14 protein-coding genes and 1 pseudogene are annotated in these 14,413 nt (G+C 34.5%); 1 reads left to right on the top strand and 14 read right to left on the bottom strand.

What is annotated here, in order from left to right; all coding sequences use genetic code 11:
• Nucleotides 1–27: 27 nt before the first annotated feature.
• The 9 genes from AO843_RS07140 to AO843_RS07100 form a co-directional block, all read right to left on the bottom strand.
• Entirely contained in the window at nt 28–1,143 is a 1,116-nt protein-coding gene (locus tag AO843_RS07140) for a BtrH N-terminal domain-containing protein (RefSeq protein WP_054610423.1), read from the bottom strand.
• Between the two features lie 13 nt (nt 1,144–1,156).
• Complete coding sequence (locus AO843_RS07135) at nt 1,157–2,185, bottom strand: hypothetical protein (RefSeq protein WP_054610422.1); 1,029 nt, start codon at nt 2,183–2,185, stop codon at nt 1,157–1,159.
• A gap of 4 nt (nt 2,186–2,189) precedes the next feature.
• On the bottom strand, nt 2,190–2,645 hold the full coding sequence (locus AO843_RS07130) for an acyl-CoA thioesterase (protein ID WP_054610421.1): 456 nt from the start codon (nt 2,643–2,645) through the stop codon (nt 2,190–2,192).
• A gap of 23 nt (nt 2,646–2,668) precedes the next feature.
• The gene (locus AO843_RS07125) at nt 2,669–4,015 is read right to left on the bottom strand and encodes a hypothetical protein (protein WP_054610420.1); all 1,347 of its coding nucleotides are present in this window, start codon (nt 4,013–4,015) and stop codon (nt 2,669–2,671) included.
• Nucleotides 4,016–4,027: 12 nt separating this feature from the next.
• Nucleotides 4,028–4,696, bottom strand: a complete 669-nt coding sequence (locus AO843_RS07120; RefSeq protein WP_156313941.1) for an MBL fold metallo-hydrolase — start codon at nt 4,694–4,696, stop codon at nt 4,028–4,030.
• Between the two features lie 101 nt (nt 4,697–4,797).
• The gene (locus tag AO843_RS07115; protein ID WP_054610418.1) at nt 4,798–6,357 is read right to left on the bottom strand and encodes a phytoene desaturase family protein; all 1,560 of its coding nucleotides are present in this window, start codon (nt 6,355–6,357) and stop codon (nt 4,798–4,800) included.
• A 25-nt stretch (nt 6,358–6,382) separates the two neighbouring features.
• The gene (locus tag AO843_RS07110) at nt 6,383–7,594 is read right to left on the bottom strand and encodes a beta-ketoacyl-[acyl-carrier-protein] synthase family protein (protein ID WP_054610417.1); all 1,212 of its coding nucleotides are present in this window, start codon (nt 7,592–7,594) and stop codon (nt 6,383–6,385) included.
• A gap of 6 nt (nt 7,595–7,600) precedes the next feature.
• Nucleotides 7,601–7,882, bottom strand: coding sequence for an acyl carrier protein (locus AO843_RS07105; protein ID WP_054610416.1), 282 nt, complete (start codon nt 7,880–7,882; stop codon nt 7,601–7,603).
• 38 nt (nt 7,883–7,920) lie between these two features.
• Entirely contained in the window at nt 7,921–9,057 is a 1,137-nt protein-coding gene (locus tag AO843_RS07100; protein WP_054610415.1) for a class I SAM-dependent methyltransferase, read from the bottom strand.
• 448 nt (nt 9,058–9,505) lie between these two features.
• Here AO843_RS07100 and AO843_RS07095 point away from each other — a divergent pair.
• Nucleotides 9,506–9,697, top strand: a pseudogene (locus AO843_RS07095) (response regulator transcription factor); the annotation flags it as partial.
• Between the two features lie 493 nt (nt 9,698–10,190).
• On the opposite strand, the gene AO843_RS07090 reads toward AO843_RS07095, so the two are convergent.
• The 5 genes from AO843_RS07090 to AO843_RS07070 all read right to left on the bottom strand — a co-directional run bounded on the left by AO843_RS07090 (nt 10,191) and on the right by AO843_RS07070 (nt 14,394).
• Entirely contained in the window at nt 10,191–10,493 is a 303-nt protein-coding gene (locus AO843_RS07090) for a rhodanese-like domain-containing protein (RefSeq protein ID WP_054610413.1), read from the bottom strand.
• Between the two features lie 96 nt (nt 10,494–10,589).
• Nucleotides 10,590–10,820 (bottom strand): RNA chaperone Hfq, encoded by a 231-nt coding sequence (gene hfq / locus AO843_RS07085; protein WP_025114023.1) that lies wholly within the window; start codon nt 10,818–10,820, stop codon nt 10,590–10,592.
• Nucleotides 10,821–10,937: 117 nt separating this feature from the next.
• A complete protein-coding gene (gene miaA, locus AO843_RS07080; protein WP_054610412.1) occupies nt 10,938–11,840 on the bottom strand; it encodes a tRNA (adenosine(37)-N6)-dimethylallyltransferase MiaA in 903 nt (300 codons plus the stop codon).
• On the bottom strand, nt 11,827–12,744 hold the full coding sequence (locus AO843_RS07075) for an alpha/beta hydrolase (protein ID WP_054610411.1): 918 nt from the start codon (nt 12,742–12,744) through the stop codon (nt 11,827–11,829). The genes miaA and AO843_RS07075 overlap by 14 nt, the downstream gene beginning before the upstream one ends.
• 3 nt (nt 12,745–12,747) lie before the next feature.
• Nucleotides 12,748–14,394 (bottom strand): glycerol-3-phosphate dehydrogenase/oxidase, encoded by a 1,647-nt coding sequence (locus tag AO843_RS07070; protein WP_054610410.1) that lies wholly within the window; start codon nt 14,392–14,394, stop codon nt 12,748–12,750.
• Between the last annotated feature and the right edge of the window lie 19 nt (nt 14,395–14,413).

Raw genomic sequence — 14,413 nt, 5'->3', positions numbered from 1 at the left:
AATGTGTCTCCTCCTATTTGACAAATATTAATCATTTTCTTTTCCCAATTTTATGTGAGCTTCTAACTTTCTAGCTAAATCATATTCACGAATAACCAGTATGTTCAACAACTCTAGTAGTTCAGGATTACGAGTTGTTTTTTCAGGTTGTAATGCTCCGTTCATACATAAATTTGTTACTTGTCTCCACATGGTTGCAATTTCCCGATACTCTGTCGAACATTCAAGTAATACCGTATCTCCAAGAATTTTTGCTGCCTCAAAAAGAAAACGGCTATATAATTTCCGGTAAAACCCTCCGCCCCCAGTAGTTTCAGACAAGTAATGCATCATGAATAGCGAATTTTGCAACTTGTCATTTGACATTAACTCAGGCCAATGTGGAAAATCGTCTTTTAAATTCTTAATTGCTTTCCAACCACTGCTAGGATAACTAGAATACAAAAATGAATGAACCATGCGATAAATAGCTGTATTAATAGCAAAATTTAAAGAAGGCATTTTTTTAGGTGGATAAAAAATCATCATTTCATTATTTGGAGATTTAATGCATTCTATTTTAGGATTACGAGATTCAGTCAAAACTGATAGCGGAATTGTTTGAACTATAGATATATTATTTTCTAAAATATAAGCTTCGTTTTTGTCTTCATCATAACCGATCAGTTGAGTAATATGATTTCCTACAGGAGTCCGTAGTCTAGAAAATATTTGTTGTGATTGTTCAATAAATCTTTGCTGATTTTCGCTTTTTGGTGTTGATATTGATGAAGGTACTTGGGACGTTTTTAAATAAGGCAGGTATATAGGTAAACTAGTACTTAATAAAACAGGTTGTTTATCTTTTATAGCTTGTCGTGCTATTTCCCAAGCATCACTATCATTTCTTGGAAAATAATTAGAATAGTGTAATCTTAATAAAGAGCTAACTTCATGGTAATCGAAATGAATCGAACCATTTATTAAAACAAATTCCGTATTCATCGATGTTGAGCTTGGTCGAACATAAGCGAATGATAAAGCACTGGCTAACCCGAATATCATTGCTTCACTAAAGGGAAAACCATGATATTCGAGAACATCTCTTAAAGACCCAGATCGGCATGAAATACTTAAGCGGTGAGGATATTGGCTTAATATCATTTTTATATACACCTCATCTAACTTCAGTGGAGTTAATAAAAAATTCTGCTATTTTCTTTTCTGTAATATATATATCATTAAGTTTTTCAATTGCTTGTTTTGATATAGTAGAATAATCATCTTTACGACTGCTAATAATTTCTGTCCATATCTTCCAATTGTCTGCTAGTGTTTTAACATCTTGTAAAATATGTTCAATCGAAAAAAAGGAATTAACTTCTTGCAATGCATCGGCTAGTAAGGTTCTGCCCCAAGTAACTCCAAACTCTACATTTGTATTACTCATTAAATGCTGAAGGTAATGTTCCTGTACAGATTCATTTGATGCTGTACCTATAAAATACAAGTCGTTTATACATTTCTTAAAAGCTTGTTCTCCTCTTAGTAAAGTCATTCCTAATAAATTCGATTCATTTACTTTACGAAATGAAGATAATTGTAGAGATTGTTTTAATCCTAATTCTAAAGGTGGAAACACTGGTTTTGAGAATGAAGGACTATTTATCATTAACCAACGAATGCCACCTTCTGCTTCACAAATTGAAGCGAGAGAAGAATATGCAATACGCAAATATTCCCTTTTCATAGGATGTACAACAATGAGTTCGGATTCATCTTCAGATAGGCCTGCTACAAGCATTAATATCCTTGGATATATTTCCAAATTTGCACTATTCAACATGCAACCTGGAATTTCTATCATCGGAGGGGCGACTCTCAATAGCAGGTTTCTTTTTATATCTTGTTGTAAACGTCTGATATCAATAGTTCTGAAATCTTCCAAGTACAAACCCAATGGCAAACATAAATCTCTTAAAAAGTGAGGATTAACTGCGGATGCATAACTTTCATTTTTTCCTTCATCAATATGACTGCGATAAAAAAAGTCTATTCCTCCACCGAGTAATAAAAGTAATGCAGGACTAACACGAAGTCCATCCGCAGCTAATTTTGTTCTGACGGCACTGATTAATACATTATTTGACTCCTCGTGAAAAGTTAAGAGTTTTGGAAAATATATTTTTTCCTTTGTTTGAATCATCGTTTCAACTTCCCTTTTTACTGTAATCAAATTGATATTCTTGCTTTTCTAATGCTAATCTTAACTTTGAAATAAACCATTCTGGATAGGTTAAACATAATTTCCCGTCTTGCTCTACAAAAACATGGGAAGTCTTCGCATCCGCATGAATTTGATTAGTTGTATCATTATAAATTTTATAAAAGAAATTTAATTTAGCAGCTTTCTCTATACTAAATTTTATTTCTATTCTTAAATTATCCTCATAAAATATGGGGATTTTATAATTACATTCACTTTTTATCACAGGAAATTGATAGCCTAATTCATCGAAATTTTTCATACTTAAATCCAGTACGCTTTTTGCAAAATTAATTCTTGCTTCTTCTAAAATTTTATAATAGTTACTATGATGTACAATGCCATAAGCGTCAGTATCGCTAAATCGCGGAGTTGTTTTAAATACAAATATTTGTGTCACATTTCTCTCCCCATCCCATATACTTACTTCTTCACGGCATTTTTTTCAAATTTTAAAGTAATTTGATTTGCTACAATATAAGCTACAGAAAACCATGCAAATCCCCATTCATGAGTACTATAATATGAAGGTACTACCTCCATCTGCATTGGATTTTTAAAGACCTGCTTAACTGAAAATGCCCATCTTGTTCCTGATCCACCACTCAAATTAGACCACTGTTCATGCATCTCTGGCGTAAATATTTGTTGATTGATAATTTTGCCTTTAAGATTGGTAATTCTATCTTCTAATTTTCGTAAAACCCGATGAACTATTTCATTATATTTATCTTTATTTCCAAGGGCTGGTAATGGTATATCTATACGCAATTCATTCTCTACTTTTCCTGCTCTTGCATTTGGGTTCCAAAGAGTAAAAGCAATATCAGTTGGTATCGTCCCATTTTCCATTTTCTTATAATAAGAATGCACATCATAATCAGGGTATTCATACCAAATTTCAGTACTTGGTATACCTTGGATATTCTCTTCTACTTCAAGCAATATACTAAGAAAAGATAATTTAGAAACTGGAAACAACTGTTTTTTATAAATTTGTAAGTCTCCTCTTGTATCTAGTACGCATTTGGCATAGCACTCAGTATGATGATGAGACTGCACTTTATAACGGGTATCCTCATTTATAATAGTGATTGGTAAATTAGTATTATGGAGATGTACATTTTCTTCATTCAAAATCATTTCCATTTGATGCTTAACTTCATGAATTCCACCATTAATTACACATCCATCATAAACCTGTCCGTATAGGTAACCCGCCATAACAGTTAAAGCAACGTCACTACATGGAAGGGCAATGCAAAAAATACTAATAAGTTTTTGATTGCCCTTAAACAATTTTTCAATGAAATTTACATAAGAAAGGTTACTGTATTTTATTGTATAGGGGAATTTATTTGGATTTGAAATTATATTCCCTTCCAATAAGGCAAACCATTCCTTTCCAAGTCCCTCTATTACCTCAAAATAGACATTTATCGCTTCAATATCATCAGGAAATAATTTCACTAGAGAGTTATTTTGTTCAACGAGAGAGCGGGTTCTCTTCCATTCAAAATCAGGAAAAAAAGAATTATCTATATGGTAAATAGGCTTTGTTGGGATTGATATTCCTACTTCTCTTAAGATTAAACCAAGAATTCCTTGATCCGCGTCCTGATGATAAAGTGGAAAACAAGGCTGTTTATCATATTCGCGATATTGCCCTATTCGTTGAACCTTAAGCCCTCTTTTCATTAGTAACAATGAGGCAGTAATTGCAATCAAGTTATCACCTAATACAACAACATCAAAACATTTATTCTCCATATATTTTTCCTTTTAATACCTTTCTGAAATTATTTGAGGAATAGGATCATGACCAGCGTATACGCATACAGGTTTATTCCGATTTTCAATCATATTATGCAGTCGATTTATAGATGCAATCTCTAATTCTTTTTTAAAAGGATATTTTGAATGGCCACGGTGGATAAATTGATGTACTGAATAAGAGGCATCACACAGCAATAAAATATCTGAATCATCTGAATTTTCAATCCATACAGATTGGTGACCAGCAGAATGTCCAGGTGTCTCGATAAGATGGATTTCTCCATTACCTAGTAAATCTAAATTACCTTTAATTTTTTTGAAATTTTTAGCATAATCAATATCTTTTTTATTATATTCAAAGTGAAAATGAGCATTATGAGCTGATTCAAATTCTTTAAGCTGTACCATTTCAGTTGTTTTCCCCTCAAAAAGGACAGCTCCTCCACAATGATCAAAGTGTAAATGGGAATATATCACTTTATCTATATTAGAAACTTCTAGATTATGTTGTTTAATTTGGTGATCAATTAGGTTTTCTTTTGTTACTTCTATCTCTACTACCGAGGATAGCATTCCTAAATATCCTTTTGTATTTGTTATAATATCAGGATGAAACCCAGCATCTACTACAATATTTACCTCAGATGTTTGAATTAAAAAAGCTTGTACGGGCATCCAATTGGAATCCCCTTTAAAACGGATTCTTCCGCAATCTAGAATATTCACAGTAGTTGGTCGTTTCAAAATAGACCTCCAATTATAATTGAATTAACCTTTTAAACTTTTGACATTTGTTCAAAAAAGTATTGATTTTGAAAATCATAGAAATCTGTACGCTTGTCTTCCATTAGCATTAAATCTGCGCCCCTTAATGCTTCCATCATTACCTTGATAAATCCTCCTCCCATAGAACTCCAGTTACTACTAAGATACAAGCCTTGTAACAAACCTTTTGATTCTGGTCTCATCCTATCCTGTAAATAAGAAGGATTAAATGCAAAACCTAAGTAAGCTCCTCCGGTGTTAAGTGAATATCTCTCGAAAGTATGTGGGGATGCAATAGTGGTTACAATAATATGATTTTTCAAGCCTGGTAAAATATGTTCCACGGAATCAATTAGTTGTTCTGCAAGTCGCTTTTTTGTCTTACGATACTCTGTACCTCTTCTCCCGTTTTCAATTCCCCAATTATTCTCAAATTGGTATGAAATAGGTATTCCTAAAGAAACTTGAGAATATCCATTTGGCGATGATGTAGGATCAAGATTTGCAGAAGTACCTATCCAACAGTAAGTGTCACTTGGAAGTTTACCACCGGGAGTTAATAGATCTTTTTTCATCTCGAATAATCGATCATATTTTTGGTAATAACTCATATTTTGCCCATTCCAACCTAAATTCTGTATTGGACAATCTAAACCTAACCAAACTGAAAAGCAGGATGAACTAGATTGCCAAACTTTTTGTAATTTATGAAGAAATCGAGGTGAAATATGCTCTTGACCGATTAACTTCTCATATGTAGTATAGATATCTGCATTAGAGACTACAAATCTACTAAAGATTTGTTTTCCATCTACCTCTACTCCAACCACTCGTCCTTCCTCAACTAAAATACGGTTTACTCGAGAATTTAATAGTAAATTCCCTCCGGCTCTTTCGACAACTTTTAGCATAATATTCAGTATACTTTCAGCTCCCCCAACTGGTAGAACTGAATTCCCAATAAGCAAATTTAAAAATACAACTAATACGATTGCACTTTGTCCTGGCGTACCATCGCAAAGAGCATATAAAATACCGCGTAAATGTTCATCCTGAAAATACTTATGTAACAATTGCTCTATCGTTATAACTTGATATTGCATCAGTAATTTCATAGCTGCCGAATTAAATGCTGTAATGTTATTTCTGTTTTTTTCAAGATAGATTAATTCTTTAAACGCTAATTGAATATCGAAAAAAAAGGTATCTAACTGAGTAGATTCATGAGGAAAATGTTTTTTCAAATCTTCCTTCATTGCTTTCGACCCAGCATTAACTTTAATATTTCCGACCTGAACGTATTCCTCGAACTCAGTCCACTCAAGTTGATTACTCTCACCCATTAAACTTAGAAATTGTTCCGTTAAATAACGAGGAAAGGGACCGCCAATTTTATGAATGGATGAGTTAAAACGAAATCCCTTTCTTTCAAACGATTGGCAGTAACCGCCAATTCTTCCTCCGGCCTCACAAACTAAAACCTTATATCCTTTATTTGCCATAGCGCTCGCTGAGGAAAGACCACCTATACCTGAACCAATAACAATAACATCGTAATCAGTATTAACCAAGCTGCACCTCATTTCTAACATTCCATTAATCGATTGTTTTTAAAACGACACATGCTGTATTTCCTCCAAAGGCAAAAGAATTAGACATAGCAACTTTTATCGGCTCTTTTTTGCCCTTGGTTTTAATTAAACGGAATTCTTTAAAGTCTTCTTCTGTTTTTTCTAATGTTGCAGTAGGTGGAATGAACTCCCCTTCTAATGCTAAAATACATGCTGCTAATTCAATACTTCCCGCAGCACCGAGACAATGTCCAGTCATTGATTTGGTTGAAGATATAGCAATTTTATAAGCATGCTCATGGAATACTTGACTAATGGCATTTAGCTCCATCTTATCGTTTACAATTGTTGAAGTACCATGGGCATTGATATAATCTACATCCTCTGGCTTCAAACCCGCATCTAGTAATGCCATTTCCATAGCTCGTATAGCACCACCACCATTTGGATCAGGTGAAGTAACATGATAAGCATCATTACTTAACCCATAGCCCATTATTTCTGCATAAATATGAGCTCCCCGTTGTAAAGCATGCTCATAATTTTCTAAAATAATTATTGATGCACCTTCTCCAATTACTAAACCATCACGATTTTCATCAAACGGTTTACTTGCAGTAGGACTTAAAGACCTTAAAGAATGGAAGCCCGCGATGGAAAATTCAGTTAATGGATCCGAACCTCCAATTATCATTACATCTGCACGCCCTAATCTAATCTGATCAAATCCAATACCTGCCGCAGCCGTTCCTGCTGCACAAGCAGATGTAGTGGAACTTATATTTCCTTTAACTCCAGCATATTTAGCAATGTAATTAGAAAATAAATTTAAATCTGCTAACCATTCTGGCTGGGTTTTTCTTTCATCTATTTCTTCTTTCAAATATTCCATCATTCTAGAATTACCACCTAAAGAAGTAGCAAAACTCATCCCAGCACGTGGGCCTAAACTACTTAAATATGTAGAATCCATTCCACAATCATTTAATGCTTCGTTTAATGCAAGACAAGCCAATGATATCGTCCGGTCATAGTTGTGCTCTTTGGCCATTTCCGGAAAAGTAATTTTCACTTCACCCGCTAACTGAGTACGGAAATCAGACATGTCGATTCGTTCAACACTGCCAATTCCAGTTTTCCCACTTAACAATGCTTGATAAAACGTTTCTTTATCGTATCCGTTTGGGGCAACAATACCAAGTCCTGTTACTACAACTCGATTAGAGCTCTTAGCCATTCCGTTTTATTCCCCTTTTTTCTCACGAATAAAATCTGCAATACTAGAAACATTACGGAAAATAGCCATATCTTCATCAGTTACTTGTATGTCGAATACTTCATTTAACCCTACAACCAGTTCCAATGCATCAACAGAATCAAGTCCTAAACCTGTGCCTTCTGCATCAAAAGAAAGAAAAATTGGTGCATCATTATCAATGCTTTCTACTTCAACATCTAATAATCCTAATCGATCAACTATCATTTGCTTAACTTCATTCTCAATATTTTTAGTTAAATTATTCATAATTTAATTCTCCTATTATTTTAGTTTTTTAGTTTTCATTATCTTCCCGCTACAATACCACAGTAAAAATCTAAATTTTCCCAGATATCTCTTTGTGGCCAAATTTCAGTTTCAGAATATCCTGAATTAATTAATGCACTTTCAAATAATTCCGGCGTCATAATACCGAATTCAGGTCGGAATTTTTCATTTAGTACAACATCATGGTATTCTTCAAAAAAACTACCATGTAACTCAATATGGAAAGGAACATTTAGCGTATCTCTAAAATATCCAGCTGATAAAAACCATCCTTCATCTTTCAAAATACTACGCATCTCTTGGAACTGCATTGACCAATCTTTAATATAATGCAAACAATTAACGCCTAAAATATAATCTACTGACGCTTTCTCTATTCCCTGTTTGGCAGGGGAGCTATTAAGATCAAACAATTTATATTCAAAGATGTCATGGGAACCATATTTATTCTTTATTTCCCTTTCGCAATTTTCAAGAAATTCTTCTGAGAAATCGCTTATTATAAACTTTTCGACTAAATTCAATTGACCTTTGGAAAGTAATAATTCATATAATGCTCGTGTTCCATTTGCGGAACCAGCTCCTACTTCCATTATTCTTATTGGATCAGTTCGATTTTTTATCTTATTGTAAATAAACTGCGCAGCTATCTCAGAAGGAATATACATACCAGGATGGCTAAAATAAGATTGCCAAAGTGGTACAGAATGGTGAGCATATAACTTTTCATTTGTAGTTTGACCCATCAAAATTTCATTTGCATATTTAAGAGGTAATTGTAATAACTGTGTTGCTCCTGGCATCGTCCTTCCTACTACGCTTTTTTCAAGCTGTAGTAAATCAGGTGACGGCATAGTCTTGGTAATGGCGTATCTAACTTTTTGATCTTCACCCACTACCTTTTTCAAAATATCCTTTGAACATAACCAAGTACACATTAATTCTAGCGGCCTTTTTGAGGATGCCTCACTATAACCCTTTTTTTGAATGATTTCTTCTACTGTCAATGCCTCAAAACTCCGAAAAATAGCCTCTTCATAGAATATTTTGCAAATCACACTTATTGCATATTGATTTAAAAAATTTAATCCTACTTTTATATGTAGCTCTTTTTCTTTATTTTTAACCCATTCCTGAATATTTTCATTTCCCAATTTCTTTTCCTCCTCTCCTTATAATTTCTGTAAGTATAAATATAAAATAAGGTATCTTATTTTACAAAAAATACCATAAATTACATAAACTAATATATTATGTACTTTTTTATTTGTCAATAAATTATTTAGGTAATAATATAATTCAAAGAAATTATTAGATGTAATTATCGCTAAAACTTTAACTTCATTTTCAATGCTCAAAAATTCATTACTATTTTGTTTGGTTAAAATAGTTTTAATCATTCTTTATTCGCAGTTTAAATTTACCAAAATTTCCTTAAAAAAAAATCCGTATTTCACGCAATTTTTGTGTTTTTTTAAATAATTACATAAAATTGTAACTTTTTTTATGAAATATTTTTTATCCATAATATAGAATATTAAGTATACGAATGGTAATATAGGGTATATTTAATCAAGATAGGAGTGTTTTTAGTTGATTACGCTTACACCTAAAGAACAAGAAGTACTACAACGGATAGCAGAGGATAAAACAAATAATGATATTAGTGAAGAATTAGGCATTAGCAAAAGAACAGTGGAGCATCATATCTCGTCTATTATCAGAAAACTAAATGTTGATTCCCGTGTCGGTGCTGTTGTAATAGCCATTAAAATTGGCTTACTGCACATTTAATAGGATCATGTCGTTTTTTAATCACTAAACTGATATCAAGACAAATTAACTAATCTTTATAGGATAAAATTTTTGACTTTCTTTTATTTATTTCTCGAGAAAATACATAATTTCATATCTAGAAATAATACAAGTAAGTTAAGAAGTAAATTGTGCCTTAACATAATAGGTTTCAAGATAATTTGCAAGAACGGTATTTTTAAAGTTTTATATTTTTCTTTTCAAAATTAAATAATATTCTAATCCAATTCAATCACCAAAGAGTTTTCATATTGTATAAATCCCTTCATTCAAAATTTTAATAATTACCATTCACACAATTTGTTATAAATAAAAATACTCCCTAAAATAGAACAGAATTTTTAAATTATATTCTGTCTACTATAGGGAGTATAAGGGTTTATTAAATTGTAATTATTTTATTCCGTACTCTTTAATTCTTTACAAAAAAGGTCAGTAATTTAAAGACATCTATCCCTTTGTGCATAAATGTTTATTTAAATTCTAATTCTCCGTCATAAGCCAACATGCCGCCTTCAAGGTTCGTCACATCAAATCCTTGTGCCTCTAAATAAGAACAAGCATTAGCAGAACGGCCACCAGCCTTACAAACGATAATATATGGCTTCGTTCCATCTAACTCCTCTATACGTTCAGGGATTGTCCCAAGAGCGATATGCTGAGCACCTGGAATCATGCCATGTGCTACTTCATCCTCTTCACGTACATCAATAATATATAGGTCTTCATTTGCATCTAATAGTTCTAATAATTGTGTTGTTTCCATTGATTTCATAAAACTCGTCCTCCAAATATCAATTTCCTTTATTATTATAGCCTGAAGCAAAAAAAACAGCCAGTGTGGAGAACACTAACTGTTTAACAATCTTTTTTATGCTTCTGTTTCTAAAAACTCTATTTGTTTAGCTGGAACGAATGTAGAAATGGCGTGCTTGTAAATCAGGTGCTGCTTGTTCTCAGCATCCAATAATAAAACTGTAAAATTATCATAAGATTTCACAGTCCCTTTTAACTGAAATCCGTTTAATAGAAATACAGTTACAAAAACACTGTTTTTACGTAGTTGGTTCAAGAATGTATCTTGCAAGTTGATTGATTTCATCAAATGGCCTCCCTACTAACTTTCTACCTCTTCATTCCTATAGTAGCATGTTCTACCAATTTATCAATTAGTAATTTTTAGAAATATTTCTTTTTTTAGCAAAATATTCATACAAGATTATAGTTGTTCATCTGGCTCTATAAAATAAACATCCATTTTATTGCGGAAATAGGTAAGTTGCCTTTTTGCATAGCGGCGGGAATTTTGTTTTAAGCTGTCGATTGCTTCTTCTAGCGAGCATTTGCCATCGAAATAATCATATAATTCTTTATAGCCAATTGCTTGAATCGACTGCACACCACGAATTTCTTGCTGCCATAAGCCTCTTACCTCTTCCAAAAGCCCATTTGCCATCATAAGATCGACACGACGGTTAATGCGGTCATACAGTACTTCGCGTGACATATTTTGACCTAACCCTAAAATCACATGCTTATAAAGTGGCACTTCACCTCTATTTTGTGCTTCAGCTGCTTTAGATACACCACTCAATTCAAGCATCTCTAATGCACGAATGACACGGCGTGTATTATTTGGATGAATGGCTTCTGCTGTTTGAGGATCTAGTCGCTTTAACTTGTCGTGCATTGCCTCAGGGCCTAGCTTCGCTAATTCATCATAATAGGCTTTACGTGCTACCTCATCTACTTTTTCATCAGTAAATTGGAAATCAAACAAGACAGCTTGTACATATAAGCCTGAGCCACCGACTATAATGGGTAGCTTATGGCGTGATTGTATGTCAGCAATTTTCATTCGTACTAATTTTTGATAATCGGCCACTGAAAAGGATTCTATCGGCTCCAAAAAACTTAGTAAATGATGGGGAACACTCTCCATCTCTTCCTCCGTAATTTTCGCCGTACCTATATCTAGCCCTTTATATACTTGCATGGAGTCACCGTTAATGATTTCCCCATTATATTTTTTGGCAAGTTCAATACTTAACGCTGTTTTTCCAGAAGCAGTTGGTCCTACAATTGCTATGACCTCTGCCTGTTGTAATTTATTTTCTATCATATTTTTCTAACCACCGTAATAAAACTTGAAAGACCGCTTCTTGATTGTCTTCATTTAAAATTTCATGTCGCTTATCCTCAAACAAATAAACAGTCACATCCTCTACACCCGCAGTTGCTAATTGTTCAGCAACTGCATAGACTCCTAGTCCCTGTTCGCCGACTGGATCTTTACTACCACTTATCAAAAGAATTGGAAGATCCTTTCTTATTTTCGCAATCTCTTTTTTACGATTAAGTGTTGAAAAGCCCGTTGTTAAATCTACAAAAAATTGATTGGTTGGGATAAAGCCACAATATGGATCATCTATATACTTTTGAACCTCTTTTTGTACCGAACATAACCAGTCATAGGCAGTCTTTGGGTTTGGGAACTGTTTATTAAAGCTACCAAAACTCAATTGATTGAGGAGCTTGCTTTCGGTCTCTTTACCGAGACCTTTTGCTAATACCTTGGACACGACATTTCCAATAGCATGTAAAGCTGTTACATTTCCAGTACCACAGAGAACAACATTATCTACCTGCTCTCCATACAGTTGAATATAGCGTCTAGTAATGAATGAGCCCATACTATGACCAAAAATAATGAACGGTACATCGGCAAACGGTGCATGTAATTGTGTCATCACTTCATGAGCATCTTCTACAACACGTTCAAAGCCGTTCTTTTCAGCAAAAAAACCTAAAGTCCCATTATAAGCGGCTGTTTCACCGTGTCCACGATGATCGTGCATTGTCACTACATAGCCGGCTGTATGAAGCGTTTGAGCAAGTTTTAAATAACGAGCACTATGCTCTGCCATGCCGTGTAAAATATGGATATGACCAATACATGGCGTTTTAGGTTCTAATGTGCGAGTGAATACAAAATGTCCATCCGACATTTGAATATAACGTTCCATCGCTTACTCCCCTTCTTTCGCAAAATTAGTTGCATCGATGATGGCTTGATCTAATTCAGCCATATAAGCACTCCGTTGTACCTCCGTATAATTCAGGTGTTGTTGCATCACTTGAAGCACTTGTTGCTTATAAAGTTTGACTGCTTCAATATCAAAATACAACATGCCTGTTCGACGAATAAAGAAGTCACTTGGAGTATAGACCATCTCTGCTTCTAAGCCATATAATAACATCGCATGTAGGGCAAGTGGCATTGTACTACCATGCTCATGTAGATATTTCACACGATCAAATAACGCATCAACATTCGTTCCATATTTTTGCACAAGTTGCTTGGCTTCATCATAATTCAAGCCATATTGAACACCCTCTCGAGCTTTATAGGCTATATAATCAGGGAAATTGATGGCGTTAATACCTTTGGCACCTGACAGTGATAACTCTCGTGTTACGCTTGAGCTTGCATGCTTATAACGTCGCGTTTTTACAATTTTATCTACGATCGACTCTGCCATTTGTCGGTAGCCTGTTAGTTTGCCACCAGCTATCGTCATTAGACCACTAGGTGCCGTCCAAATTTCATCTTTCCTTGAAATTTCAGAAGGGTCCTTTCCTTTTTCATAAATCAAAGGACGAACGCCTGCCCAGGATGATTCAATCGTTTCTCTTGTAATACTGGCTGTTGGAAAGACTTTCTTTGTGGCCTCGATTAAATAATCCACATCTTGCTGTGTCGCAACTGGATGTACTGGATTGCCCTCAAAGACAGTATCTGTTGTTCCTACATATGTTTTGCCATCACGCGGAATAGCAAAGGCCATACGCCCATCAGCAATATCGAAATAGACAGCTTGCTTTAATGGAAAATCCTTTTGATTCAGGACAATATGAACACCCTTCGTCAACCGTAATTGCTTATTATCCGCAACTTTATCCCTTTGTCGTACATCATCCACCCATGGGCCTGAGGCATTGACAATTTGTGCAGCATGTACATCCAGAATACGTCCTGTTAAATGATCTTCTACTTTAATTCCAACAAGCTTTTTCTTGTCGTAGATAAACTCCTTCATCTCAGCATAATTAAGACAAAGTGCCCCATATTCGGTAGCCTTTTTTAATACTTCAATCGTAAGACGTGCATCATCCGTACGATATTCTACATAATAACCTCCACCGACAAGACCATCTTGATTGAGTAAAGGTTCTAACGCTAAGGTTTCCTGGGCATTTAGCATCGTTCTACGTTCCTGTTTTTTGACACCTGCCAAACGGTCATAAACTTTTAAAGCCAGAGAAGTTGTCATAGGACTAAGGGAACCCTTTTTATATAAAGGCAGTAGCATCTTTTCAGGTGTCGTCACATGAACAGCATTGTCATAGACGATTTCACGCTCACGTCCCACCTCCGCTACGACCCCTACATCAAATTGTTTTAAATAACGCAATCCACCGTGGATGAGTTTGGTAGATCGACTTGACGTTCCTGCAGAAAAATCTTGCATGTCGATACAAGCGACAGACAGTCCCCTTGATGCGGCATCAAGTGCAATACCAGCACCCGTAATTCCCCCACCAATAACTAAAACGTCAAAACTATAGTGCTCTAAATAATATAAAATTTTAGGACGATGTTCATATGAAAACATACCTTTCTCCCCCAATAGC

Source organism: Lysinibacillus sp. ZYM-1 (assembly GCF_001308875.1).
Taxonomy (GTDB): domain Bacteria; phylum Bacillota; class Bacilli; order Bacillales_A; family Planococcaceae; genus Lysinibacillus.
The sequence above is the reverse complement of the archived record's forward strand: the minus strand, read 5'-3'. Positions and strand labels throughout refer to the sequence as shown.

Coding starts and splice junctions, on each gene's coding strand:
- AO843_RS07110 (WP_054610417.1), bottom strand. CDS start 7,594: ATGGCTAAGAGCTCTAATCGAGTTGTAGTAACAGGACTTGGTATTGTT.
- AO843_RS07070 (WP_054610410.1), bottom strand. CDS start 14,394: ATGTTTTCATATGAACATCGTCCTAAAATTTTATATTATTTAGAGCAC.
- AO843_RS07135 (WP_054610422.1), bottom strand. CDS start 2,185: ATGATTCAAACAAAGGAAAAAATATATTTTCCAAAACTCTTAACTTTT.
- AO843_RS07075 (WP_054610411.1), bottom strand. CDS start 12,744: ATGGAACGTTATATTCAAATGTCGGATGGACATTTTGTATTCACTCGC.
- AO843_RS07140 (WP_054610423.1), bottom strand. CDS start 1,143: ATGATATTAAGCCAATATCCTCACCGCTTAAGTATTTCATGCCGATCT.
- AO843_RS07120 (WP_156313941.1), bottom strand. CDS start 4,696: ATGCCCGTACAAGCTTTTTTAATTCAAACATCTGAGGTAAATATTGTA.
- hfq (WP_025114023.1), bottom strand. CDS start 10,820: ATGAAATCAATCAACTTGCAAGATACATTCTTGAACCAACTACGTAAA.
- AO843_RS07105 (WP_054610416.1), bottom strand. CDS start 7,882: ATGAATAATTTAACTAAAAATATTGAGAATGAAGTTAAGCAAATGATA.
- AO843_RS07125 (WP_054610420.1), bottom strand. CDS start 4,015: ATGGAGAATAAATGTTTTGATGTTGTTGTATTAGGTGATAACTTGATT.
- AO843_RS07090 (WP_054610413.1), bottom strand. CDS start 10,493: ATGAAATCAATGGAAACAACACAATTATTAGAACTATTAGATGCAAAT.
- miaA (WP_054610412.1), bottom strand. CDS start 11,840: ATGATAGAAAATAAATTACAACAGGCAGAGGTCATAGCAATTGTAGGA.